Genomic DNA, 26,089 nt, shown 5'->3' with positions numbered 1-26,089 from the left:
CAACTTTTACTGCTGCAACCTTTCATTCGTTTCTAACAATCTGACGATAATCACTGCCGCTTCAGCCCGGGTGACAATGCCGTCTGCTACGAAACGGTTGCCTCCGCGGCCTTCGATCAGACCGCTCTCTGCCGCTGTAGCAGCGTAACCTTTGGCCCAGACCGGAATGAGCTCGTCATCCGCGAATCCGGTATTTCCGCCGTTTTTCACCGGAAGATTCATTGCACGGACAATAACAGCCGTCATCTCGGCCCGCGTCATATTGGCCTGCGGGCGGAAGCTGCCATCGCTATAGCCATTAATCCAGCCGGCTTGCACAGCAGACTTCACTGCATCAGCTGCCCATGCACCGATTTGTTTTTGATCTGCAAAGTCAAGCGCGGCTGTTTCATCCGACGGATCAAGAGCACGAACCAGCATAGATATCAACTCCTGGCGGCTTACCGCTTTATCAGGCTGGAAGGTATGATTGCTATAGCCCTGCACAATTCCAAGCTGTGTTGCCTTTTCGATCCAGACTTGTCCCCAATGCCCTTTGATGTCGGTCAATATGACTTGCTCTGGCTGCCCTGGCGTCCGATCCATGGCAAATACAGCAAATTTCCCAAAACTGCCGATCTCCGCCTTAATCATATCGCCATCCGCTTCCCCGCCGACTTCAATCCATTTCTCCTGCTTTTCGTCGTACTGCCAAATAGACGGATATTGTGATTCTCCCAGCTTCTTCTTGTCGAATGCAAGACTCAAGAGCGCCGGCTTATTCAGTTTAACCTCCGGCTCCCCTTGTACATCGACGATCGGACTAAGCAGTTGGCGCAACATACTGGCATAGTCGATGATCTCCTTATCATCCAGCTCCAGCAGCAACAGCTTCGTGCTTTGGTCTGTCGTGCCCTCGGCAATGATCAGCTTGGCGATATTGCCCAGGCTTACTTCCCCTGCTGCCTTGCCCGGCAAATACAATTGACCCGTATGCGAAATATTAGAACTCGGACCAGATCCTCCCTGATACGGCGGAGTTACAACCGCTTTTTCAATATCGACCTTTATAGTCGCAAGATTGGAATATTCAAAACCATCATATACCCGGAACGTAAACGTATCCTCTCCCGAGACAGCAGCATCCGCTGTGTAGACAAACTTACCCTCAGCCGCATCAGTAAGCACGGCTGTCCCTTTCTTGCCGTTTGCCACTATTTCGTAAGTAAGCTTAGTCCCTTCTACATGCTCCGCTTGCAGGCTTCCTTGTACATTCTGGCCGGCTTTAACGGTATAAGCGTCATCTTGGGCGGTTGGAATTGCCTGATTGAACATCCACTGCATCGACCGGAACTGACTTGGTCTCTTCTCAAGGCCAATACCGGAGCCCCATTCCATCCAGCCTCTTCTGCCAGCGCCGTTGTTATCATTCACAAGCAGCGATAGGCTCATCACATCTCCGCGCCCGGGCCGAATCGGCGTCAGTTCCGACCAAGGCAGAGCAAGCTTATAGATCGTCAGCTTCTGCTCTTCATCCCTCGTTACCGCAGCTTTGCCGTTAGATACCGGCCCTGCCGGCAATTCTCCCATCGTCGTCCAGCGATAAATTTGCGGGCCACCAAGCGTATCCGATATGCCATATTCATACCAGCCCAGGCTTTCACCGGGAATTCCGGGAGACAAGGCAAACTGGATACTGTCATTATTCCATATGTCAGCTCCGGAGGCCGGCGCCGCATGAACATCATCCTTTATTTTTGCAGTCAAATATAACTGATCCTGATCGTAGTGCAGCCAAACTTGCCCTCTCACTTCAATGCTGCCGGTATGACCGGACAACAACACGGGTTTCCCTTGCGACAAGTCGATTGTAGGTGGAAGAACATCAATCTCCGGCTCGATATGATCGTTGATCGCAATCGTGCCCCGGTTGACCGGATTAAAGCTGAAATTTCCTGTATACACATAGGGGTCTTGCTGAGCAAACTCAACGCGAATGGATGCCTGCTGGTCCCCTCCAAGAGAAATCGGGTCAAGCGCGATGCTAAATAACTGTTTGCCGCCCGGCTGTATAGTCGTGTTAACAAGCTCTTGGCCGGATTGTCCGCCAACTTTCCAGGTTATGTTGTTGACAGTAAGTTCTGCAGCTTCTCTAAAGTTTTCTACATTTACATTCAATATTTGAGTCAATGATCCTTCATTCTGCAGCAGCGCTGGTCTAATTGTAACCTTATGCGATATGCCGGTTGCAACCTCATGCCGCAGCTTGCCGATCTTGTTGCCTGCTCCGTCCAACAAATGAACCGCTACCGAACGGAAGCCTTCCCGCGTCTCGCCAATGGTCAGAGAAAGCTCTGCTGATTGCCCCTGCGCAGCCGCAAGCGAATATCTGTTTTCCTGCATCTTTGCAGTTACAGCCAGCTGCTGAGGTCCGGTTTTGTTGTTCATGGTTACCGTGAATGTATACGGATCACCTATTGCCGCTTGCTCGCCGGCAACTGCAAAAGTATCGTCCTGTACGATCCTGTCTATGCTTCCTTTGATATAGAAAGGTTCCCCCGACAGTGTCATATAAATTTTGCCGTTATACGGCGTATAGATCTCCGTGTTGCCCATCAGATCCGTAATTTCCAGATTGTTGTTCGTTTCGATAACAGCTTGGGTTTCTTGTTGGGCCCAGACGACCCGAAGAGCTTCGCCATCCTTCGTGAACCGATGGCTGCTGATCACGCTGCCGAATGACTCGATCTTCTGGAAAACCGCATCGGCAAGCTGCCTACTTGTGGCCGCGTAGCTCGCATAAGCCGGTTTTGGCGTGTAGGCTCCCATCAGATCATTCTTATGCCGGACCAAACCAAAATTGTCTTCATTGTAATCAGGTTGCAGCCCATCATTCATAAAATCGTACCAGGCCATCCGCTCCACTCCGTGCCCCAGTCCCAACACAAATGCCCGCAGCAAATAGTTGGCCTGTGTCTTCTCATCGACTCCTTTGGTAGATTGATGCGTCGGTATACCAAATTCCGTCACCCAGATCGGCACAAGCTCATCATCATTGTATTGCTTAATCAACGTTTTCAGGTCTGCCATCGGGTCGAATATTTCGTCCGGAGTGTTCGGGACCATGTATTTCTGTATGGACATGGCATCCAGATAGTTCAGACCGGCGTTTTTGTCCTCGCCTTCTCCCACACCTTTGAACACGCCTTCGATCCAGTTCAGATCGATGCCTGCAGAGACGATGCCTACAATTGGCACATCGGGATATGCCGGCTTTACTGCGTTATAGGTCTCCTTCATCAGCTTGAAGTAATAGTCCGGCTGCGAATTGGCAGGACTGTTGCCCCGTTTGCCAAAGCCGCCATTGAATTCATTGTACACATTCAGCCCAATAATCTGATCCTTATATCTCCCCACATAGGCCTTGGCGTATTCAGCAAACCCTTTTCTGCCCGCATCCGTATAAGGCGTGCCATTGTTGTCGTAAAACGGGTTATTGAAAGCCGCGACCAGAAGTACTTTAAGGTCATTCTCCGCAAGCTTCGCCATGTAATCATTCGGCGAAGGATCAAAGGTGTATTTGCCTTTTTCCTTCTCAAGGGTCATCCATTCCACGCCGTCTCGTACGTAGGAAGCTCCCATATAACGAATAATCTCGGCCAGCTCCTTGCTCCACCCGCCAGCCGTTCTGTTCAGATGCGTATTGATGCCAAACGGCGAGTCACCGTTGCCGGGAGGCAAAGCAGAGGAGACAACCGCATAAGCGGTTTTGCGAACCAGCGGTTCAGTGCCTGGCCGCTCAGCTGAAACTTCCAGCGTAAAATATCCCAATTTGCTGAAAGGCACCGTAATCCCGGCCTGCCCGACATTTGTGTTCTCACTTCCCGATGCGACTTGCTCCCCGTAAATATCGAAAGCAGCCCAATTGATCACTGGCCAGGATGATCTTACGATAAATTTATTCGGTTCATCATCCAGAAATATGTTGCCAAGCGTCGTTTGCTGAATTTTCAGCTCCGGAAGCCAGTCGCCGATTCGAGCCGTAAACTGATCGAACAGCACTGTGGCAGTTAGCGCGGGGTTCTTAATGTCAAATCGGTCAAAAAGAATCGTAATCGCTACGGCCGGTTTATGCCATTCCCCATCATTCGCTCCGTTCCAATACTCAAACGATTTGGAACCCATTTCATTGATAACAACTTGCTGCCAATCAGATGTATCCTGCAACGTAATTCGCTGCTGGAATGTCTGTCCCGTCGCATCTGTTGTTCTTACACGCACGGACTTCAGATCCGAAGTTTTAATCCAGAAAGCCATTTGTTCAATATCAAGTTCGTCCACCTCTTTTTTGATGGAGGCATAGGGCGAGCCTGTAGGTCTTTGGCTGAAATCCGCCAGTATTTTCCCTGCATGGCTTCCTCTGTAGCTCTCAGCCGATTCGATCACCTGGTAACTGCTCTTGACGGCCGACGTATCTCCAAAGCTGAAGATCCATTCATCATTTGCTTGCTCGAAATCACTGATTACGCTATCAAAATCCTCCGGCGGCAGAGTGACATCAGCCGTAATCTGGTCGACCAGCACCGCGGCAGTTAAAGCGCCATTCTTAATGTCAAATCGATCAAAAAGAATCGATATGTTGTTCGTCGGTGCGTGCCATACCCCATCACTCGCCCCGTTCCAATGCTCAAACGATTTGGAACCCATTTCACTGATAACAACTTGCTGCCAATCGGATGTCTCCTGCAGCGTAATACGCTGTTGGAATGTCTGCCCTGTTGAATCCGTAGTTCGTATACGTATTGACTTCAGATCCGAAGTTTTTACCCAGAACGCCATTTGGGTAATGTCTAGGCCACTCATCTCTTTTTTGATGAGCACATACGGCGAACCGGTAGGCCTTTGGCTGAAATCTGCCAATAATTGCCCCATATAATTCCCTACGTAACTATCATCTGATTCGATCACTTCAAAGCTTCCCTGCACGGCAGGCGTATCGCCGAGACTAAAAATCCATTGATCAGTTCCTTGTTCAAAATCGCTGATTACGTAATTAAAATCCGTTGCAGCAGGAGCGAAGTCCGTTTCTTCAGCTGCAAACGCATGTTCTGTATTAAAATGAGCTATAACGTTCCAGATGCCTGACAAACAAAGGACCAGAAGGATGACACCAAACTTTTTAATCATACGCCTTTCATTCCTCCCTAATGTATTTTATATACATTCTTTTAGCTTAAATCTGTTATCCTTTGACAGCGGAACTTGAAAACCCTTGAATAATATACTTCTGACCCAGGAAGAAGACGATGAGCAGCGGCACGACTCCTGCCGTGGCGGCGGCCATCATCATGTTGTAGTCCACCCCCGCTTCTAGCATAAAATTTTGCATGCCGAGCGGTACCGTATACAATCTCTTGTCAAGCAGAAATATCAAGGCGTTCTCGTAATCGTTCCACGTCCATGTAAAATCAATAATGGCGAAGGTTGCCAGAACTGGCTTGGAAAGCGGCAGAAACAATTGAAAGAAAATCCGGAAATGGCCGGCTCCATCAATAAAAGCCGCTTCCGATATTTCATGGGGTATGCTCATGAAAAATTGCCGGATCATAAAGACGCCGAATACCGTAAACAAGCCCGGCAGAATGAGCGCCCAATGGGTATTGTAAATTTTCATCCAATCAAACATGATAAATTTCGGGACAAACAGCACTTGGGGCGGAATCATCATCAAACATAAATAAAGCAAAAAGATAGCATCCCTTCCTTTGAAAGGAATCCGGCTAAACCCATAAGCAGCAAATGCGGCCAACAAAGGAGCGCCGATCATTAAGATCAATGATATTTTTAAAGAGTTCAAATAAAACATCATAAATCCATCGCCTGTCATCCATACCTTGAAATGGTTAGTCCATACTGGATCAAGCGGAATCCACTGAATCGGATAAGTGAAGACGTCCTTCGGCTTCTTGAACGAGGTGCTGATCATCCAGATCATTGGTGACAAAAGCAGCAAACTGGCTAGCGCCATGAGGATTGTGTTTAAGCTTTTGACCAACCGTTCTCTGAATATTCTGAAATTTCTTGTATCCATTTTACGTCTCCTCTCCCTTTAATAATGGACCCACTTTTTCTGGCCAACCCATTGAATAAGTGTGATACAAAGGATAATTAGGAACATGGTCCACGAGACAGCTGACGCATATCCCATTTCATAGAAGTTAAACGCTTTCTTATAAGCAAAAATAGAGAAAACCGTCGTACTATTGGCCGGGCCTCCTTGCGTGATGGCATAAATCATGCCAAAGCCTTTAATGGAGCCTATAAAGCCAGTAATCGTCAGGAAAAGAGTCGTCGGGCTTACTAAAGGAAATATAATCAGTCGAAGCAGCTGCCCAAACGTCGCTCCGTCTATCTTGGCGGCTTCCAGTTGCTCTGAGGACAATTCCTGCAGCGCGGCTAAATAAATAATCATGTTATATCCGATGCCGCCTGCGGTCATCATCACTAGCACCGCATACATCGCTGTATCCGGTGAAGCGAACCATAACGGAGGATCGGATACACCAACCGATCGCAGGAATGCGTTAATCGGACCATTGGTCGGTTGAAACAGCACCATCCACACGAAGGCAACGGCTATGCCGCTGGTGAAATACGGAGCGAAAAAGAATGCCCTTAGCGTCTTCTGAAAATAAGTACGATTGTTAAGCATGACTGCAATTAAAAATCCAAGCATAATTGAAATCGGTACAGGAATTAACACCAGCAAGGTGTTCTTGACCGATACAGCAAACAAATCGTCCCTCACCATCATCCTGAAATTATCCAATCCGATAAAACGCGGGCTTTGCCCGCTAGCGAATATCCAATCCGTAAACATTAAGTAAAATGAAAACAGGGCTGGAACTAACATAAACACCGTCATTCCAATTAAATTGGGAGCAATGAATATATAACCAATCAGCCTCTGACGCTTCATCCAGTTCACGATCAGTCACCGCCTTTCTCTCTGTATTGTGTGTAGTTGTAACCATCATGCAGCTTTCGGCCAAAGAGGAAGACGGTACTCAAGCACCGCCTCCCCAAAGTCTGCGGCTTTATTTAGATGACTCTTGCAAATTCTTGTTATGCACGCGCGCCAGTTCCTTTGCGCCTTCCTCAGGAGTCAACTTGCCTGAAAACACGTTGTCATAGACAGCCTGCTGCTCGCTTCCCGTCTTCCGGTCCAGACGGCTCAATCCAAGCGGAAGGTTCCCAAATATAACCCGCTTGATCGATTCCAGATCATACGTATCTTCTGCTCCTTTGAACATAAGAGCAACGGCTTCATCGATCGGGAAATCCTTGGATGCCGGCACTCTGCCGCCTGCCGACATCGGCAGCATTCCGCCGTCCGCATACCACTGGATGAACTTCCAGGCTGCTTCTGGATGTTTGGAGCGAGGATTAATAGAAATAACATCACCCAACCCGCCGGCATAGATATAATCAGTTTGATCCTTTTCTACTTTAGGAGCTGGAGCCGCCGCCACTTTGAATGTCCGCGGAAATTCCGCCAGATTGTTCGTCGTACGGAAGACCTGATTCGTGGAGAACAGCATCGCTGTTTCACCTTTTACAAACATTTGATCCAGGGCGGGCTTTGAAGTAATCTGCTCCGTATGAGGCATCAAGCTTTTATCGGTGAACATCATGTCCGAATAAACTTGAAGCGTTTTAACCGTAAACGGATTATCAAATGCCGAGGTGCCATCTGGATTCGTCAGCTGCAAACTCTGCTTCCTCATAGAACCATTAATCGGCACATTGAAGTAATAATCGCTTTGCGCAAGTCCCCATACATTGTCATCCTTCAGCTTGGCGGCATAATCCCTAAGCTCGTCCAGCCCCCATTCTGTTGGAACCTCTAGTCCCTTCTCATCGAGCATATCCTTGTTCAGCCAGACAAACGAAGGACCTTTCGTAGTCGGAACACCATAATACTTGTCATCCACTGTCCAGAAAGCGGCGCCTTCGCCCATTTTGTCATTCACGCTGTAGTCGGTGAATGCACTCAGATCAAGTGCATTCCCAGCTTTGATCCGCTTCTCGTAAAGACTGTAATCATAACCCACATACATGTCCACAGGCTGGCTGGACATCAGCGCCGTATCCAGTTTCAGGTTGCCGGCATCGTCATTGACGAACCGCACATATTCTAATTGAATATCTGGATTTTCCTTGTTCCAGTTGTCGACTACCTCTTGAGGCCCGCTCTCGGGCGGCACGCCTCCCCACAGAGTCAGCTTGATTGGGTCTGCGCTTGCAGTTGGGCTGGGCTCGACGCTTGAGGACGGCGTGGATGACGGCGTCCCTGCTGCTCCTCCATTACCGTTATTGCTATTACTGTTTCCTCCGCAGCCGGCAAGCATCAGAGACACCGCCACTATCCATACCAATCCTGCAACTAACCGCTTTCTTTTTCTCATCTTTCCTGTAACCTCCCTAAATGGATGTTTGATTCATCCCAAATATACCAATTCGCTCCTAATCCTATAAGGGACGAAACTTGCAGATTAGCAGTACAAAACTTACATGTTATTCTCTCTCCTGAAAGAACTGGGAGTTTGTCCAACCAGGCGTTTGAATATTTTAATAAAGTAAGCATCGTCGGTGAAGCCCGTCTGACTCGCAATTTCCTCCATACTGAGCTTGGAATGCAGCAACAGGCGCTTGGCTTGTTCAATCCGAATATTCCGCAAATAGGCGATTGGCGTCAATCCTGTTTTTTTGCCGAACACGGTGCTCAAGTAATCCACGTTAATTGCTACCTGCCTGGCCAAATCTGTTACTTTAATATTTTCCTTATAGTGCTCCAGCATATATTGAATCACCAGGTTCACCTCGGGATGGTCCGTAAAGCTTACATGCTCTTCCTGTTTCTGCCGAATAAGCTCGCGTATTTCCTGTACAACATGCACAAGCAGCGATTCATGGCTTACTTCAGAATAGATTTCTGCCCAATCCCCCGGCTTTCGTCCTGCCAGCATCGTCAACATATGAAGCAGATGAACCGCAGATTTTTTCACTTCAACATGGGAAAATGACGATTCCTTCATACTCTCCCAAATTTGCGCTGTTACTTCAGCGCATTTGGATTCACTTCGCTCTTCAAAGCAGCGAATCAGCTCAGCCTCCAACTCTCCTAGTGGTGTTGTTACGCGTTTATTACCTGTCGTATAGGAATCACAACCATACCAATTACCGTTTAATAGATTCAGAGCTTGCAGCCAATCATGGGATAAACAGGCTAAGCTGCTGCCTGCCACCGATTCCACCCTCTCCATCCGGCATAATTCCATCTCCTTCTGAAAGTTCCAGCAAAAAAAGGTCGTTTGACCTGCATCATGAAACGATTGGACGAGCAAATATTGTTCTGGCCTGATATATGCCTGTTCAGCTTTTGCGGGAACAGCACCGCTTAACACAACAACAATATCCAGACTCAAACCGCGAAATTTCTCCATCGGCGTGACGAGCTCAACTGAATCAGCTTGTGGGGATGCTACCGTTCCCCAAATAACCGCCCAAATCCGATGATAAAGTGGATAAAGTGCCTCTCCCGCCGCTTTTAGCTCAGCAAGCAATTCCTCCTTGATCCGCGCCAGACTATTCAGCAAAATATCATCATTTAAGGACAGTTTCAGCAAATAATTGGAAGCCCCGTATTGAAGGGCGTCCCGCGCATAATCAAAGTGGCTCATAGCCGTCAGCATAATAAAGCGACTGCGAATTCCTGCCTTCCTCGTTTCCTTCAGCAGTTCAATACCATCCATGCCGGGCATAACAATATCGGCGATGACGACATCGGGCTTCAACTCTAGAATAGTGGCTAACGCTTCACTGCCGTTTCCCGCTTCCCCGACAACACAAAAGCCGTGTCGTTCCCAATCCAAAATTTCTCTAATCGCTTCGCGGACAAACACTTCATCTTCCACTAATAAAATCGTCCACATGCCTGTCATCTCCTTTCTGTGAATACGGCGCTGCAATCAACAGAGGCAAACGAATGCGAACCAGGGTACCTTCTGAGTCCGATATAAGTTCCAAAGCTCCCTCCCGCTTAAAAAGCAGTTCCAGCCTTTCCCTTAAATTGCTCAGTCCGATCCCGTGTCCGCTGCGTCTTCCTGGCCTGCGTGCTGCCTCTTCCATACCGATGCCGTTATCTTCCACTTCCAGAACAAGCTCGCTTCCCTCTGCCCGCGCCCTGACCCATATGGTCCCTCGGCCTTCGGTCATGTTAAAGCCATGAGCGATACAATTTTCTGCCAAAGGCTGTAAACTAAACTTGGGAACGAGTGCATATTGCACCGCTTCCTCCGTTTCATAGATGATTGTGAAATGTTCCCTGAATCGAAACGCCTGTATAGATTCATAGGACCGCAACAGTTTGATCTCTTCTTGAAGAGGAATCAACTCGATATCTGAATTAAGACTAGCCTCCAGAATTAAACCCAATGAAGTGCAAATTCCCGCAATGGCGTCCTGCTTTTCTTTTCTGGCAATCCATTTGACAGTATTCAAGGTATTCAAAAGAAAATGCGGGTTCATCTGGTAAAGCAGCATTTGGAAACGGACCGCCTGCTTTTGCCGCTCCTCCTGCTTAAGCCTGGCGATGAGCGCCACAACATCATCAATCATCCGATTGAAGCTGTCGCTAAGAGAACGAATCTCGTCTGTTGCCCCTCTTTTGACGGCTATTTTAACATTCAGCTTCTTATCCGACGCCTCCTCCATGCCTTGCTTCAATACATATAGAGGCTGAGTCATCCGAGACGCCAAAAAGAAGGTTACCAATATGAAAACGATTATGAGTATGATCAGAAATAAATATATCATCAGCCTTAATCGTTGAACCTCCTGCTGCAGCTCGCTCAAGGACATTTGACTAACCACATACCAGTCTAACTCCTCCACATAGCTATAATTGACAAGAGACAAAGCACGTTCATCCTTGAAATGCCCATTTTGTGTCTGTGAAGAAATGATTCTTTTCACACTCTCCGGACTGAAAGCAGTCTCCTTGTTTTGCATAACTGACTCTCCCTGGCCAGTGAAAATAGTCAGATCCTGATAGGCTGGATTATCTTTTAGTGTATTGCGAAACCATTCTTGAATGTTGATGCTAATACGTGCCAATCCGTAATTTCCCCGAAGATCGTCATCCAGCATTATATATAGACTCAGAAGCTTGTTTCCCTGACTTCCTCTTACATCATTCCAATCATCCGCCACCCAGCGATATGGGCGGTTGCCGGCTTGCAGTTTATTGTGCCAATCCTGCAGTTCTTTCTGCTCATTAGTCAACTGGTCATTGGGGGCATAGGAGGTATATACATTGCCGTTACGGTCGATTAAACGAAAATAAAGCTCTGTCTGATGAAAAAAAAAGCTGTTGTTGATTCCAAACATTTTGCTCTCTATTATTTTCTTTCGTTCAAGAGGATCATACTTATCAGGGGCATGCATAATCTGGATCAAGCTTTCATCCTGGCTCAGCATAATATTCGCTTTATAAGCAAATGCCATCATATCCGTTAAAGATATATAAACCTGCTGCATACGCTCAGACATGCGGTCTATCATATCAATCTGCCTAATGGATTCGAAATGTTGAAAAAGGTAATAAATACCGATGCACAGAGGAATCATTAAAAGTGTGATATAAGCGATAAAAAGTCTGTTTTTCAGCGTATTCGGAAGCCATTTTCGCCTGGTCTGCATCCTGTTTAAGTCACTCCTTATATGTACTCGAGTCTCCAAAATGTACCCTTCATTTTATCACATTCCAAAACTATATCAGCAGATTAAAAACTTGTATATCAGTATAACAATTCTTAGATGATAGAAGATTAAACATCTTTGAGCATCCAAATCATAAGGAGTATTCCGACAAACGCATAAGAAGCTGTCCATGAACCGGCTCGGTCATGAACAGCTTCTTTCTTGTGTACATCGGGAGTGTAGGAGTTCCATTTTTGAATATAAATCAATAATAAAGTCTAGCCAAATTACATTTTAAAGCGATATGCTCTTTCCGGTAGCGATTGATTCATCTACAGCAAAGCTAGCTTCCATCGTTTTATAAGCATCGCGAAATTCGCATCTGGTTGGCGTTCCATTACGCAATGCCTGAATAAAATCATCAATCTCTTCGACAAAAGGATGATGAGAGACGTCCCCGCTATCCGGCAAAATCGTCGGTATAACAGCATATTCTGTTTGTCCAGGCAGCTTGTGTGTAAAGAGCTGATTATTCATAATCGCTCCCTTCTCCCCTAGCAAATGCACATTGAACCGATAAGGTGTTTTACACTCCAAGGAAGATGAGACTTTACCGATTCCGCCATTTTTGAGCTTGAAAATGGCAATAGCATTGGGGTCAAACTCATATTCAGAGTCAGCCCAGGTGCTGCAGCTGTAAGCTGTTACCTCTGAAATTTCACCGGCAAAATAACGAAGAGCATCAATCGCGTGGCAGCCTGCTGACAGCATGCTGCTTCCGCCTCTAGCCTTCGTCTTGCTCCAACGATACTGGCCATATTGCGGGCCAACATGATGCCAATAATCAATTTGAGCCATGTAGACGCGTCCGATCGCATCATCATCAATTAAAGCCTTCGTATTTGTAAAAGAAGGATTCCACCGCAAAACAAAGCTGACAGCTGTGCGAACCGGGTGCTTCTCGAACGCCTCGGACATCGCATACAGCCCTGCTCTATCCATCGCCAACGGCTTTTCCAGCACCAAATGCTTGCCGTATTGTGCTGCTAGAACGGCCTGTTCAGGACGAAGATCAGGCGTGGAGCACAATACTACTGCGTCTACATCCGACGCCTGGATAGCCTGCTCATAATTATTCGTAACATCTGCTTGGATTCCCAATTGAACCAGCCTGCTTTTTGCAAATTCGATATTTTGACTTACTACTGCTGCAACTTCAGCATCAGCTCTCTCTGCAATCGCTTTCAAATATTCACCAGCTACCCAACCCGTACCTACTACAACAAACCTCAACTTTCCCATACGATTTGTCCTCCTAGAATTGTACTTTTTTGTTTTTGCTGTCTCATATTCTTTTACTTATGCGGAGTAAGTCCTTAGAAATACCACTAATCTTAAGACCGTAACGCTTTGAGGTACCATTGCTCTTCTGCGGGCCGCTCCTTCGTAAGCAGCCATATTTCTGTGAATGCAGCTGATGGCGCTGCGATTTTGTCCCAGGCATTATTAAAATCACTCCAGCCGAAGCTCGGGGACAAGTTCCGGATAAGCAAGGCTAGTGGATAATCTGAGCTATACCCCTTGCTTTTTGCTTCCTTTCGCAAAACCAGCTGATTTAACGATTCGATTAAACTATCGATCGATTCGATACAAATAATGGAACGATGTTCTCTCAGAAACAATTGCCGTGCCTCCTGCTCGCTGTAAAACAAATGGGTAATCTCCAATCCCAGCTTGCTCCCCCGGCTATCCATCAAAACAGCATCCGGCTTTTCCTGCTGATAAAGCAGTCTCAAACGATTGTCCGCCGTTTTGTTATACAAGCTAATAAACAGATCAACCGCTTCGCGCTCCAGCTTTTTTTTCGTGCTGACCGCCATATTCCGTTCACCTCACTGCCCATAAATGCCTTGGAAGGCGTGCAGTTCCTTCCAACTCTCTTTATATAATCATATTATCATTTTTGCCGCTTAGTTACACGACTCGTTTCACTCTAAAAAACGATCCCGCAAACCGTCAACCCCAGCCCTGCATAAACTTTGCGGAAAAGGGCATTATACCAGATAATGTATTTTCCTGTATTGGAGGAATTTTAGTGCAAGTATCTTTCTCAAGACTGCAGCTTATATTTTTGCTGCTGCTGTCGCTTGGCATATCCAATCATGTACTTATTATTCCACACCTTCTCCAAGAAGCAGGCCGGGATGCATGGGTAAGTATTTTAGCTGCGTATGTGATCCTTATAGGCTGGAGTTTTTTTCTATATCTCATTTTAAAATCAATGGGGATCACTCCGTTCAACAGCTGGCTTGAAGCCAAGGGCGGAAAAATCGGATACTGGATTATCGTCAGCGGATTAACTTTATATTTACTGGTTGCCGGAACGATGATTATTTTTGATACTGTAAAAAATATTAATATATTTTTTCTGCCAAGTACGCCTAATGCCGTTATTATTTTCAGTTTTATTATTTTGTCCTTCGGCGCAGCCAGGTCAGGTCTGAAAACTTTAATCTATTTGTCTATTCTACTATTGCCTATTGTGTGGATTTTAGGAATCGGCGTTTCATTCATGACTGTTAAAAGCAAGGATTACAGTATGCTGTACCCGCTTTTTACGGAAGGTTTTACACCCGATTTGCGAGGCATAGTCATTGTATTCGGCGGGAGTATAGATTTAATGATTTTATTGCTCTTGCAACATAAATTAAAAAAACCATTAAATTATGGCACGGTTGCTATATTATTGACGCTGTTGGCAGGATTGATTATGGGTCCGACAATCGGATCCATTACTGCATTCGGCCCTTTTCAAGCCGCTAATATGAGGTTTCCCGCATTCGAACAGTGGAGATTGGTTATGATTGGCAACCATATTTCCCATGTCGATTTTTTGGCCGCCTTTCAACTGATGGCAGGCAGTGTAATGAGAACGGCGTTGATTATTTTTTTAGCAGCTGAGCTTATCGGATACCGCATGCAAAAATATAAACGAGCAATTATGGTCGTCGCCACACTCATTATGGCCCTGCCTTCTATTATGCAATTAAGCGATATTAGAGCTCAAAAAATAATTCACAGTTATTTTTACGGCTATTCGTTTTGGTTTGGAGTAATGATTACGGCTGCTCTTTTGGTTATAGCTTATTTTCCTAGAAAGAAGGCGGATATTGCAAATGAAAACGTCACCTGAAGAAAAAGCATTATTTGCAGATTTGGATATCTTGCTAAGCAAAGGATCCTTGAAAATAAGCCGATTAAAGGAAGTATTGTCCTATTATGCAGACATTCACTTTCCTACACTTCCGGAATTGGAAAACACCAATAAGCTTACGGCTTTTTATTGTGAAGGAATGATTGATAAATTTCAGCTTAACGAGTATTTATCAAAAATGTGTCAATATATTATAGATCAGCCCCCGTTACAGCCTTTCGATTTTTCGGAAGGACTGGAAAGCTTGCCACTATTCGAAATTAACCATACATTTCTCGAGTTATTTGAAAAGCTGTTTACAGGATATTTAATTATTTATCACGAGGGCGATAAAGGCTTCTGGGCAATAAATATTTGCAATGTACCCCAGCGCTCACTGCAAGAATCCAATACAGAAATTTCTATAAAAGGACCAAAGGATGCTTTCACGGAAGACCTTTTTACCAATATATCGCTTATTAGGAAGCGACTGCAAACCAGTCTGCTATATAATGAACAATTTATGGTCGGAACGTTAAGTAAAACGCGCATTTCTTTGCTTTACCTCAAGCACAAAGCAAATCCGGAAATGATTACAGAAGCGCGCCAACGCTTAAATACTTTTAAAGTGGAAAGCCTGGTAAGCAGCGGGCAGTTAGAGCAATGGCTGTCAAACCGCACCTTTTCCTTATTTCCATTGATTGATTATATTGGACGGCCAGACTTTGTCGTGGAAACATTATTACGCGGCCGATTCATCCTGATTGTAGATGGGTCCCCTATGGCGCTGATTGGCCCAAGTAATTTTCTAGAACTGCTGAAGTCGCCTGAAGACGTTCATTTTCCCTATTACTATGTAATGTTTCAAAGAATATTGCGAATCATCGGCTTGCTGCTCAGTATATTTTTGCCCGGCTTCTGGATTGCTATCGCAACCGTTAATTTGGATCAAATCCCTTTCGCCCTGCTTGCAACTGTCGTCATTTCACGGGAAGGCATACCGCTCCCCTCTTTTCTTGAAGCGTTGCTGCTGCTGTTCCAATTCGAGCTGCTTCGCGAAGCGGGCATCCGGCTGCCTAAAGCGGTTGGCCAGACAATCGGAATTGTTGGCGGTTTAATTATCGGCGATTCACTTATTCGCGCCGGTCTAGCCTCACCTACACTACTGGTTGTTATCGCGATATCAGCTGTTGCTACATTTTGCTTAGTCAATCAATCGTTATCAGGGACGGTAGGCTTGTTAAGAGCATTTATCTTGTTGGTCTCCTCTTACCTTGGCGTATATGGATTTTTTTTAAGCATGTTTGCGATTTTAATTTATCTTTGCCGGCTCGAATCATTCGGACTTGCCTATCTTGAGCCTTTAACCTCCTTGAAATTCAAACAATGGATGGATGCGTTTTTAATGAATCCGTTCAAACGATCACGAATGTCCTCCGCCATGCTAAACAAACGAAAAAGGTGAGCGCTTTGAATAATATCAAACGATATTTTCTGAGTATAACAACATTTGCAATATTGATCTTTATCTCCGGATGTGCTTCCACCGACATTTATGACATTGAAAAACTAAACTATGCATCAGCAATTGGTGTCGATTTTAAGGATGGAAAATATCACGGATATATTCAGTTTCTCGACTTTCAATCCGTTGCAAAAACGAGCGGTCAAAAAAAATCTGTTAATGTATGGGTTGGCGAAGGAGTAGGAAATTCTTTTGAGGAAGCCTTTTTCAATTTATATAAAAGCTCTCAGGAAAGAGTGTATTGGGGGCATGTGACTTCCGTTTTAATAACAGAAGCTGCCTTCAAGAAAGGTTTTGAGTCCATCTCTGACAGTATTAGCCGATACTATGAATTTCGCTTGACTCCTTGGGTATTCGGTACACGTGAATCGATTAAGGATATTTTTTCCACTGCAGGCTTCTTCGGCCAATCGCCGCTCAGCACGATTCTCCATGAGCCGGAAGGCACTTATTCACAAGCATCTATCATTAAATCAATCAAGCTGCATCGATTAATTGCGCAAGTCCATGAACCTGGTTATACAACAGCCATTCCTGTATTGTCTTTAGATAGCAAAAATTGGAGCAACAAAGAAAAAAAAGAGCCTAAACTGACATTTGATGGGGCCTTTTTTCTTAAAAACACCACTTTTCAGAACTATATGACGTTAAAAGATTTGGAAGGCTTGCGCTGGATTCAAAAAGGCTCCATACGCATCGGTGTCCCGGTTCCGAGAAATGAACCTACCCTGCAAATCGTATTTGAAAAACCAAAAACAAAGTTGAATTATGTTCCTGCAGAAAAAAAACCTAGTTTTACAGTTAACATAAAGGCAAGAGGGTATATCGTCAATCGCTCTAAAAATGATCTGCAGGATCTCGATCAGTTGACAGAAAAAACAAAAGAAGAAATTAAGCGGGAAATTGAAGAAACATTTCGTGCAGGCAAAGAAAAACATATAGATGTTTACAATCTTGAGCATACCCTTTATCAAAAACATTTTCACAACTGGAAATCCCTATCTTCCTCAGACAGTCCATTGATCGACGATACTGCCATTCGCGAAATTAATCTCAATATCGATATAGAGCATTCAAGCTCAGACAAAAACAGGCAAATTAAAAGTAATAAATAGTCAAGGATAAACGGCTCCGCCGTCCTTTGGACAGGCGCGTTTACTGGTGAAATATAAGAACAGATATAAGGTTGCAAAGACTTATACTTTCTTAGATTGCAAAAAAAGCTTCCAACTCCATAACAATTATGGAATTGGAAGCTTCTTTTTAAATGCTAGTGCTGACGATGCAGCTCAATAAGCGCATCTGCATTCAGCTCTGCTGTGCAGCTATAAGTTACATGAGCATGGGGGAAATGCTCCTTTTTGCCAATTGCAACAGCTGTCATATGGGCGGAACGGATCGCTTCAACACCAGCGACTGCATCTTCTATGCCAACGCATGCCTCTGGCTTTACGCCAAGCTGCTCGGCTGCTGCGAGAAACACTTCTGGATCAGGCTTGGAGTTTTTGATTTCGGCAGCATCGACGATAATATCGAATTGCTCTTCCATCTTCAAGTTTTTAATAACGGAAAAAGCGTTTTTGCTGGCAGAAGCAATGGCCGTTTTAATCCCTAACCGCTTCAGCTTACCAAGCAGCTCCGGTATGCCCGGCAGCACATCGGAAGGCTTGATCTGAGCGATCAGCTCCTTGTACAAATCATTTTTTCTCTCTGCCAACGCATTTAATTGTTCTTCTGAATAATTGAGCTCTACAGGCGACAGGCTGAGCAGCAGGCGCAAAGACTCCAATCGGGAAACTCCCTTCAAATTCTCGTTGAATTCTCGAGTAAATGGAAGATTAAGCTCATCACCGATTGCTTTCCATGCGAGGTAATGGTGCTCGGCTGTATCAGTTATAACGCCATCCAGATCAAAGATGACGGCTTGCAGCTTATCGCTCATTGCATTTTCTCTCACTTTCTATACTTGGATTAGCTCAGCCTTGTAAGTCTCGTGCGGCTGTAAAGGTATGCTCTTTCCGAAAAGTGTAACGGATAGCGAATCGCCACTTGCCAAAGTAAGCTCAATACCTGATTTTGAAACAACCATTTCAATTGAACGCCCTTTGTATTGCAGCTTAAATTGATATTGGTCCCAATCGGCTGGCAGCTTCGGTGCAAGTGATAAAGTGTCTGGCTTAATACGCACTCCCGCGAAGCCGAATACGATTGCCATCCAAGTGCCGCCCATGTTGGCAAGATGCAGACCATCCTTGGTATTCCCATGCGTGTTATCCAAATCTAAACGGGCAGTTTCTTTGAAATAGTGATAGGCTTTATCCGCATAGCCGATTTTTGAAGCCATAATGCTGAAGATACAAGTCGATAACGAAGAGTCATGTGTTGTAATCTGTTCATAATAATCATAGGAACGTTTAATCGTTTCTTCCGACTGCTCATCCTCCAGCAGAAAATGCGCCAACACAGTATCTGCCTGCTTGCAAACCTGGTAACGATAAATCGTCAACGGATGGAAATGAAGCAGCAGCGGATACTTTTCCTTCGGGGTGTTTTCAAAATCCCATACTTTTTTATTTAAAAATGAATCGTCCTGCGGGTTAATGCCAAGCGCCGCGTCATACGGCAAGTACATGTTTTGCGCCGCATTTGCCCAAACGGAAATTTCATCCTCAGACAACTCCAGCTGTATTAGCAGTTCATTGTAGCGCTGCTCGTTATGAGCTTGCAGAAGCTTCAGCGTTTTTGCTGCCCATGCTAAATTATGCTTGGCCATAACATTCGTATAGTAGTTATTATTTACGCAGCATGTATATTCGTCCGGACCGGTAACCTCGTCAATATAAAAGCGGCCGTCACGTTCATGGCCAACTTCGATCCAAAGCCTGGCAGTCTCGGCCAGCACCTCGCACCCGTAGCCCGCTAAGAAATCATAATCCTCTGTTGCCATAAAATATTGAATGTAGCTATAAGCGATATCAGCGCTAATATGGTACTGTGCCGTACCTGATGGGAAAAAGGACGAGCACTCCGTGCCAGCAATCGTACGCCATGGATAAAGAGCCCCCTTCTTATGGCCCATCTCCCGAGCGCGCTGCTTCGCAAACGGCAAAATATGATGACGGTAAATAAGCAGCCCCCTGGCAATATCGGGTTGCGTAAGCAGAAAGACAGGCAGCATATATATTTCTGTATCCCAGAAATAATGTCCCTCATAGCCTTCTCCCGAAAGCCCCTTCGCTGCAATATTGCTGTATTCATCGCGGCCTGCCGATTGCAGCAGCTGGAAAACATTAAAGCGAATGCCTTCCTGCAGCTCATCATCATTTGAAATGACGATATCAGAACGAAGCCAAAAATCTGCTAAATATTGCTGTTGCTGCTCCATGATCTGGGCAAAGCTTAGAGCAGACAGCTCAGATGCTTTTTGCTTCGCAATAACAAGCGATTGCTCACCATGCCGAAGTGTATCCGTAAATACATTCCACTTCGTGAATGTGATCGGCTCAGCAGCAGCAAACACTGTGCGATATTTTACTTGCTTGGTTAAGACAATATGTTCATTTTCTAATGCTTCTGAATGACTGTATGTGGTTGCGCAGTTGACTGAAAGCTTAGAAGCCAATGTCTCATTGCGCACAAATCCGATGCCGCTTTCCGTACCGATCGCATTTGTTGTAAGCAGCTTTGCATGTCCAGAAGCTACGCGCGGATCATTGACAGCGGTATAGTTTTCAACATCGCCATTCAAATGTGATTCGATAGCAATTGTCCCTTGCACAGCGATTGGCTCAATGAGAATATGAATGGCAAGCAATTCACGAACCGTAAACGAAACTAGGCGTCGAAACGTTATTTTAAGCTCCTGCCCGGAAGGCGATTTCCAATGAATGAAGCGTTCGGATATGCCTTCCTTGAGCTTGAGCTCCCGCTTATAGGAAATGACTTCTCCCGTAAAAAGATTAAAATGCTCCCGCGCATCTCCTACATAGATATCAATGCCTTGGGCATCCATAATATTAACCAGCTTTTGCTGCGTAGAAGGAAAACCGTAGAGCTTTTCACCGTATGGAATATTGATGACATCATGAAAGGCGTTAATATAGCTCCCGCGAATCGTTTTCATATCGCCGCTATAGCCTTCCTCGAAATTGCCGCGTACTCCCAGATAACCGTTGCCAAGCGCATAGATACTTTCCTGGTTAAGCAAATCAGCTTCTGCAAGCGATGTATGATTAATAGACCAAGTCATTTTGATTGCTCCTATCCGTGTTATTCGGTAACGATCTTTACGTCCAGACCTGTTGTATTCGTTAAAATAGTTGCATACGTTTCATCGCTGTCCTGATCGATGTACAAATATAAATCTAGTTTTCCTGATCCGATTGTTAGTCCCACAACATTCATATCTTGAATATCAAGCGGCAAGCTTGGCGACAGCGTAATGATGCCATTGGGCACATCAACCTGCAGTCCAAGCATCGCCTGCAGCATAACAAACGCAGTTGCAGCTGACCAGGCCTGAGGGGAGCAAGTCGTCGGATAAGGCACAAGGCGATCGCATTCCTGTCTGCTATATCCGCAAAACAATTCAGGGAAGCGCTGATCTGGAACTTCAGCAGCAGCATGCAGCAAGCCCGAAACGAGCAGCTTAGCTTCCTTCAAGCGGCCGCTTCGCAAAAATCCGAGCAATATCATCCCATTATCATGCGGCCAAACACTTCCGTTATGGTAGCCCATCGGATAATAGCCTGTTGAATGGCTGCTCATTGTGCGAATTCCGTAGCCTGTAAACATATCCTCGTTCAGCAGTCTGCTGCTTACCGCTTCCTTCTTCGCATCGTTTAATATCGAGGACAATAGCAAATGGCCTGGATTAGAAGTTATGGAACGCACTGGCTTAAGCTCTCCATCAAGCGCAATGCTGAAAAACTGTTCTTCCTCCAGCCAGAAATACTGAACAATTTGCTCGGCTAGATGATTGGCTTCGGAACGTAATTTTCCACTTCGCTCATATTGATTAAGCGATTCATAAATCGACGACAGGCCCTGCTTCGCCCAGCAAATATAACCCTGTACTTCAATGAGCGCGATAGGCGCAGCAGCAAGCTGCCCATTCTCTTGGACAATACTATTGCTAGAATCTTTCCAGCCTTGATTCGGAAAGCCTTGCTCCGCCTCTTGCTTATAGGTCAGAAAACCGGCAGCATTTCCTTGGCTGCGCCGGTCAATCCAGCCAAGGGCTGCATCGACCGCATCCTGCAGCTCATTGATGATGGAGATATCTCCGCTCCACTTCACATATTCGACAAGCAGCACGAGAAATAACGGAGTAGAATCTACCCCTCCATAATAAGGCGAAAAAGGGGACTGGCCCGTTTGTACAAGCTCGCCAAATCGAATTTCATGCATTATTTTCCCGACTTCCTCATCGCGCCACGGATCTTCTTTTTTACCTAGATGAGCTGCAAGCGTGCGAAGCGTGCCAAGCGCGTGAGCGGGATGAAGAGGCAGCATGAATAATGCTGTAATAAGACTGTCTCTGCCAAATACAGTTGCAAACCATGGCAATCCTGCAACCATTGTAGCCCCGTAACCAATATCGGTTTGCAGCATGCGCAAATCCTGCAGGCTCCGCTCGTATAGCGAATTAAACATGGCATTTGAACTCGTCATTCTCGTATTGCGCGTTAACCATAAATCATAGCTGAACTGCAGCTTTTCTAGCCCCTGTTCAAACGGCAACAACGCTCGCTCGGTTTGATCGGTTACAGGTACGAATGCAAACTGGATTGCAGTATGCTTTCCAGCTTCTAGTGTCAGCTCATACATCAGCTCTTGTTCCTGTTCATTGACATCAGGATTGCCATCCCATTGAATGAGCGTTTGCCGCAGCTGCACATCTTTTCCTATATATTGAAGCAGCATGCTATTGCTTTTAAATACGGCAGCAGTCTTCTCTCCTACTTCACCGGAACGATAGTGGCGCACGATAAACATATCCTGAAAATCTGCATCAAATTTCACAGAAAGCTTAATTGGCTGTTCAGTTAAGAAATAGTTCGTCAGCGTCAACTGCTCACGCAAGGCGCCATCATATAAATAACTGCTTCTTTTGATCTCTATAGCGCCGCAATCCTTGATTTCATGCTTTAAAATGGTGGTCTGCATATAGCTTTCAGTCGTTCCTTCGCCTAACAGCTCAGGCTGCTCCCCGTTAATACGCAGCTCGTAGTGGCTTAGAAACCGTGTATCCTTCATATATAATCCATGTCCTAAATCTTGCCGCGAATCGGCATTGCCATATTGATCGGTTACATAAAACAACGGATGCTCCATCAAAACTTTGTTGCTCATATTGCTCCTATTCTCGCATCAGATAAGCCATTATTTAACGGCTCCTGCGGCTATTCCTTTAATGATGTATTTTTGCGCAAAAGCATAGAATATGACAACTGGAATGATCGTTAATGTCAGGCCTGCCATAGCTTGATTCCATACGATTGTAAATTCACCGAAGAAATAGAAGGTTGACAGCTGTATCGTACGCAAACCTTTGTCTGAAAGCACAAGTGAAGGAAGCAAATAGTCGTTCCAGGATGCAATGACATCCAAAATGGCTACAGTCACCGTAATGCTTTTCAACAATGGAAATACGATGCGCCAAAACACGCCAAAAGTGCTGCAGCCGTCCAGGATCGCCGCTTCCTCAAGAGCAATCGGGATCGATTTGATAAATCCGTGGTATAGAAAAACAGCAATGCCTGCATGGAAGCCGATATTCATAAAAATCAAGCCCTCATGTGTGTTTAATACAGGCAAGTGCAAATAAGTACGGATCCAGTCCATAACCTGCATAAGCGGCATCATTAACGTTTGGAATGGAATGAGCATCGTCGCTACGAAGGAGAAAAATATTATTTTACTCATTGCATTATTGCGGCGCACCAGCATCCACGCCGTCATTGATGAAAGCACGATAACGAAAACTACGGTAGCTATCGTGACATACAACGAATTGCCGAAGACGGTCAGAAAGTTCATTTTTTTCATTGCGCCAGCATAATATTCGAAGCTAAAGCTTGAAGGCAGCGCAAGTACATTTTCATAAAGCTCGGATCTCGTCTTGAACGAGTTAACAAGCATGATATAAATCGGAGACAAAAAGATAAGCGCAGCAATAATGATTAGCACGGAAATGACGCCATTATTAGCTTTTCTCATTACATTTGCACCTCTTTTCGTTTCGTAATAATAACCTGTGTAATGGTAACAAGTGCAACGATGACAAAGAATATAATCGCTTTTGCTTGACCTAACCCATAGTTGCCATAGCCGAATATTTCATTGAAAATATTCATGGCAAACAGCTCTGTTTTATGCATAGGTCCGCCATTAGTCAAGGAAAGGTTGACGTCGTAAATTTTGAAGGCTCCTGACAGCGTCAAGAACAGACAAATTGTAAAAGACGGCATAAGCAGCGGGAATATAATTTTGGTCATGCGATGCCATAAATTTGCCCCGTCAACCTTTGCAGCCTCCATAACCTCATCAGAAATACCTTGAATGCCTGCAATATAAATAACCATTGTGTAGCCTGCCATTTGCCAGGTAAACACTATTACTAGCGCAACCAATGCAAATTGCGGGTTGATCAGCCAGTTAAAGAAAACAGAATCAATTCCTGTAATTGAACCGATTTGCTTGAAGCCGTCCGTAAATATAAAGCGCCAAATATATCCTAAAATCAATCCGCCAATCAGGTTCGGCATAAAGAGCAATGTACGTGCAAGATTGCTCGTTTTAAATCCGGCAGTTACGATTAATGCGAAAATTATACCCAGTAAATTAACGCTGATTAAAGCGAAGATTGTAAATTTGATCGTAACCCAGGCTGAATCTAAAAAACGCTGGTCTTGAAACAAAGTGGAGTAATTATCAAAACCAACAAACACTTTCGGGTTGCTAGGGATGCCATCCCAATTAATAAACGAGTAATAAATACCGATTAGAAATGGGATTACGACTACGATCAGAAATATTAAAAATAACGGCATTGTGAACAAGCAATACCAAAGCTTGCTTTTGTTATTCGACACGGGTACCACCCTCTCACTTGTCTAGTCTTAACGGATATGAAGAAAGCCTAACATCCTTCAAGAAAGAGTTAGGCTTTCGATATTGAATGTCTGAGTATTATTTAGCAGCTTTTACCCATACCTCTTCGATTTTCTCCAAAAATTGCTGTGGAGTCATGGAAGCGTTAAGGAAGAACTCAGAAGTTAGCGGTGCAAGATCGTTTATAATAATACCTTGAGGGAAGTAATTAAGAGCCCAAGGAATCGTATTTCCTGCTTTCGTTGCCTCGAATACTTCTTGAGATAGCGGATCAAGTCCAGTTGCCTCAATTGTGGTTACCGCAGGAATAAAGCCAAAGTCATTCACGATTGTGTTTTTACCTGTTTCGCTAGTGTATAGCCAGTCAATGAATGCATTTGCCGCAGCAATTTGCTCTTTGGATGCTTTATTGTTAATTACCCAGCCTGCCGGGATATCAACTGCAAGCTTGTTATTTCCCGTAATTGGAAGTGGAGCCATGCCGATTTCCATTTTGTCATAATCAGCTAACATGCCGTAGCTCCAGTTGCCTTGGTGAACGATAGCCGTTTTGCCTGTTGCAAGATCACCCATTTGTGTATCATATGTGACTTCCATAGGGTTCGTGGAGTTGGCGCGAATCGCTTCCATCACTTGTGCAAACTCTTGGAATGCTGGCACTTCATTAAGTTTAACTTCGCCTTTGTTCATTTTCTCAATAAATGCAATCGGATCTTCTTGAAGTGCAAACGGTGTATTAATAATGTGACCGATTAAGAAGTATGCTTCTTGAGACAAGCTTAATCCATTTACGCCGTCTGCTTTAAGCTTCTCTAGCGCCTTGATAAAGGAGCTTGTATCGGTAGCTGCTGATGGATCATACAATTTTTTGTTGTATACCAAGCCAAAGCCTTCAACCCCAGTTGGCACACCAACGATTTTACCATCAATTTCTAGCGCCATATTTGGTGAAATATAAGATGCATATTTTTCATTGCTCATGTCGTAGTAGTAAGAAGCGAATTTTTCAGCCTCTGCACCTGGTTGAACGGAGAAGATCGTTGGACCTTCATTTGCTGCAAGCTTTGTTTGCAGCTGTGTAATGTAAGAGTCTCCGGCAGAGCCCCAAACCTCTACTTCATTGCCTGTTTCCTTCTTGTACTTTTCAACAAGGTTTTCCAGAGATTCAGCAATTTCTACCTTACTCTGGAACAATGTAATTTTGGCTTGAGCCGTTGATTGATTGCCTTCATTGCCAGCGCCATTGTCTTTGTTGCCGTTTGAGCTCTTGCCGCCGCATGCCGATAATGTCAGCATAATCGCAAGCAGTAAGAAAATAAAACTTCTTTTCTTCATGATGATACCCCCTAATCGATTGTCGATTTGTATACCCTCATTATAAGTTCTATGGTTTACAGCCTACAGGTGATATATTCGCCTAAATGAGTAAATTTTGAATCTGCTTATAATTAAACATAAAAAAAGCACATGAAACAGAACATTTCTTTCTTAAAAGGACTCGTTCTGTGTCATGC

The 26,089-nt window shown here is 44.9% G+C and carries 17 protein-coding genes; 3 read left to right on the top strand and 14 right to left on the bottom strand.

From position 1 onward, the window contains the following. Positions 1-6 precede the first annotated feature (6 nt). From ACRRU2_RS03695 to ACRRU2_RS03660, 8 genes are all read right to left on the bottom strand, one after another. On the bottom strand, positions 7-5,166 hold the full coding sequence (locus ACRRU2_RS03695) for an S-layer homology domain-containing protein (RefSeq protein WP_432499976.1): 5,160 nt from the start codon (positions 5,164-5,166) through the stop codon (positions 7-9). Positions 5,167-5,221: 55 nt separating this feature from the next. After that, the gene (locus tag ACRRU2_RS03690) at positions 5,222-6,070 is read right to left on the bottom strand and encodes a carbohydrate ABC transporter permease (protein ID WP_331699514.1); all 849 of its coding nucleotides are present in this window, start codon (positions 6,068-6,070) and stop codon (positions 5,222-5,224) included. An 18-nt stretch (positions 6,071-6,088) separates the two neighbouring features. Beyond that, positions 6,089-6,958 carry a carbohydrate ABC transporter permease gene (locus ACRRU2_RS03685; RefSeq protein ID WP_432500097.1) on the bottom strand — a complete coding sequence of 290 codons (870 nt, stop codon included), beginning with the start codon at positions 6,956-6,958 and terminating at the stop codon, positions 6,089-6,091. 118 nt (positions 6,959-7,076) lie between these two features. Next, positions 7,077-8,447, bottom strand: a complete 1,371-nt coding sequence (locus tag ACRRU2_RS03680) for an ABC transporter substrate-binding protein (protein ID WP_432499975.1) — start codon at positions 8,445-8,447, stop codon at positions 7,077-7,079. A 102-nt stretch (positions 8,448-8,549) separates the two neighbouring features. Further along, the gene (locus tag ACRRU2_RS03675; protein ID WP_432499974.1) at positions 8,550-9,974 is read right to left on the bottom strand and encodes a response regulator; all 1,425 of its coding nucleotides are present in this window, start codon (positions 9,972-9,974) and stop codon (positions 8,550-8,552) included. Beyond that, complete coding sequence (locus ACRRU2_RS03670; protein ID WP_432499973.1) at positions 9,946-11,742, bottom strand: cache domain-containing sensor histidine kinase; 1,797 nt, start codon at positions 11,740-11,742, stop codon at positions 9,946-9,948. The genes ACRRU2_RS03675 and ACRRU2_RS03670 overlap by 29 nt, the downstream gene beginning before the upstream one ends. A gap of 294 nt (positions 11,743-12,036) precedes the next feature. Further along, positions 12,037-13,044 carry a Gfo/Idh/MocA family protein gene (locus ACRRU2_RS03665; protein WP_432499972.1) on the bottom strand — a complete coding sequence of 336 codons (1,008 nt, stop codon included), beginning with the start codon at positions 13,042-13,044 and terminating at the stop codon, positions 12,037-12,039. 92 nt (positions 13,045-13,136) lie between these two features. Then, positions 13,137-13,622, bottom strand: a complete 486-nt coding sequence (locus tag ACRRU2_RS03660; RefSeq protein ID WP_432499971.1) for a hypothetical protein — start codon at positions 13,620-13,622, stop codon at positions 13,137-13,139. Between the two features lie 215 nt (positions 13,623-13,837). Here ACRRU2_RS03660 and ACRRU2_RS03655 point away from each other — a divergent pair, with 215 nt between their 5' ends. The 3 genes from ACRRU2_RS03655 to ACRRU2_RS03645 are packed head-to-tail and all read left to right on the top strand — an operon-like array spanning position 13,838 to position 17,575. Beyond that, a complete protein-coding gene (locus ACRRU2_RS03655) occupies positions 13,838-14,935 on the top strand; it encodes an endospore germination permease (protein ID WP_432499970.1) in 1,098 nt (365 codons plus the stop codon). Further along, positions 14,919-16,400 (top strand): spore germination protein, encoded by a 1,482-nt coding sequence (locus ACRRU2_RS03650; protein WP_432499969.1) that lies wholly within the window; start codon positions 14,919-14,921, stop codon positions 16,398-16,400. Before ACRRU2_RS03655 ends, ACRRU2_RS03650 begins: the two co-directional genes overlap by 17 nt. A 5-nt stretch (positions 16,401-16,405) precedes the next feature. Continuing rightward, on the top strand, positions 16,406-17,575 hold the full coding sequence (locus tag ACRRU2_RS03645; RefSeq protein ID WP_331699522.1) for a Ger(x)C family spore germination protein: 1,170 nt from the start codon (positions 16,406-16,408) through the stop codon (positions 17,573-17,575). Positions 17,576-17,730: 155 nt separating this feature from the next. Here ACRRU2_RS03645 and pgmB read toward each other — a convergent pair whose 3' ends face one another. From pgmB to ACRRU2_RS03615, 6 genes are all read right to left on the bottom strand, one after another. Then, positions 17,731-18,402 (bottom strand): beta-phosphoglucomutase, encoded by a 672-nt coding sequence (gene pgmB, locus ACRRU2_RS03640; protein ID WP_432499968.1) that lies wholly within the window; start codon positions 18,400-18,402, stop codon positions 17,731-17,733. Positions 18,403-18,420: 18 nt separating this feature from the next. Then, entirely contained in the window at positions 18,421-20,709 is a 2,289-nt protein-coding gene (locus ACRRU2_RS03635; RefSeq protein WP_432499967.1) for a glycoside hydrolase family 65 protein, read from the bottom strand. A gap of 20 nt (positions 20,710-20,729) precedes the next feature. After that, on the bottom strand, positions 20,730-22,814 hold the full coding sequence (locus ACRRU2_RS03630) for an amylo-alpha-1,6-glucosidase (protein ID WP_432499966.1): 2,085 nt from the start codon (positions 22,812-22,814) through the stop codon (positions 20,730-20,732). Between the two features lie 30 nt (positions 22,815-22,844). Further along, a complete protein-coding gene (locus ACRRU2_RS03625) occupies positions 22,845-23,681 on the bottom strand; it encodes a carbohydrate ABC transporter permease (protein WP_432499965.1) in 837 nt (278 codons plus the stop codon). Next, positions 23,681-24,556 (bottom strand): carbohydrate ABC transporter permease, encoded by an 876-nt coding sequence (locus ACRRU2_RS03620; protein WP_331699527.1) that lies wholly within the window; start codon positions 24,554-24,556, stop codon positions 23,681-23,683. The genes ACRRU2_RS03625 and ACRRU2_RS03620 overlap by 1 nt, the downstream gene beginning before the upstream one ends. A 97-nt stretch (positions 24,557-24,653) precedes the next feature. Next, positions 24,654-25,910, bottom strand: a complete 1,257-nt coding sequence (locus tag ACRRU2_RS03615) for a sugar ABC transporter substrate-binding protein (RefSeq protein ID WP_331699528.1) — start codon at positions 25,908-25,910, stop codon at positions 24,654-24,656. Positions 25,911-26,089: the final 179 nt, after the last annotated feature.

Source organism: Paenibacillus sp. GXUN7292 (genome assembly GCF_050864975.1).
GTDB lineage: Bacteria > Bacillota > Bacilli > Paenibacillales > Paenibacillaceae > Pristimantibacillus.
This window is presented reverse-complemented; position numbering and strand designations above follow the sequence as displayed.

Coding starts and splice junctions, on each gene's coding strand:
- ACRRU2_RS03695 (WP_432499976.1), bottom strand. CDS start 5,166: ATGATTAAAAAGTTTGGTGTCATCCTTCTGGTCCTTTGTTTGTCAGGC.
- ACRRU2_RS03690 (WP_331699514.1), bottom strand. CDS start 6,070: ATGGATACAAGAAATTTCAGAATATTCAGAGAACGGTTGGTCAAAAGC.
- ACRRU2_RS03685 (WP_432500097.1), bottom strand. CDS start 6,958: ATGAAGCGTCAGAGGCTGATTGGTTATATATTCATTGCTCCCAATTTA.
- ACRRU2_RS03680 (WP_432499975.1), bottom strand. CDS start 8,447: ATGAGAAAAAGAAAGCGGTTAGTTGCAGGATTGGTATGGATAGTGGCG.
- ACRRU2_RS03675 (WP_432499974.1), bottom strand. CDS start 9,974: ATGTGGACGATTTTATTAGTGGAAGATGAAGTGTTTGTCCGCGAAGCG.
- ACRRU2_RS03670 (WP_432499973.1), bottom strand. CDS start 11,742: ATGCAGACCAGGCGAAAATGGCTTCCGAATACGCTGAAAAACAGACTT.
- ACRRU2_RS03665 (WP_432499972.1), bottom strand. CDS start 13,044: ATGGGAAAGTTGAGGTTTGTTGTAGTAGGTACGGGTTGGGTAGCTGGT.
- ACRRU2_RS03660 (WP_432499971.1), bottom strand. CDS start 13,622: ATGGCGGTCAGCACGAAAAAAAAGCTGGAGCGCGAAGCGGTTGATCTG.
- ACRRU2_RS03650 (WP_432499969.1), top strand. CDS start 14,919: ATGAAAACGTCACCTGAAGAAAAAGCATTATTTGCAGATTTGGATATC.
- pgmB (WP_432499968.1), bottom strand. CDS start 18,402: ATGAGCGATAAGCTGCAAGCCGTCATCTTTGATCTGGATGGCGTTATA.
- ACRRU2_RS03635 (WP_432499967.1), bottom strand. CDS start 20,709: ATGACTTGGTCTATTAATCATACATCGCTTGCAGAAGCTGATTTGCTT.
- ACRRU2_RS03630 (WP_432499966.1), bottom strand. CDS start 22,814: ATGAGCAACAAAGTTTTGATGGAGCATCCGTTGTTTTATGTAACCGAT.
- ACRRU2_RS03625 (WP_432499965.1), bottom strand. CDS start 23,681: ATGAGAAAAGCTAATAATGGCGTCATTTCCGTGCTAATCATTATTGCT.
- ACRRU2_RS03615 (WP_331699528.1), bottom strand. CDS start 25,910: ATGAAGAAAAGAAGTTTTATTTTCTTACTGCTTGCGATTATGCTGACA.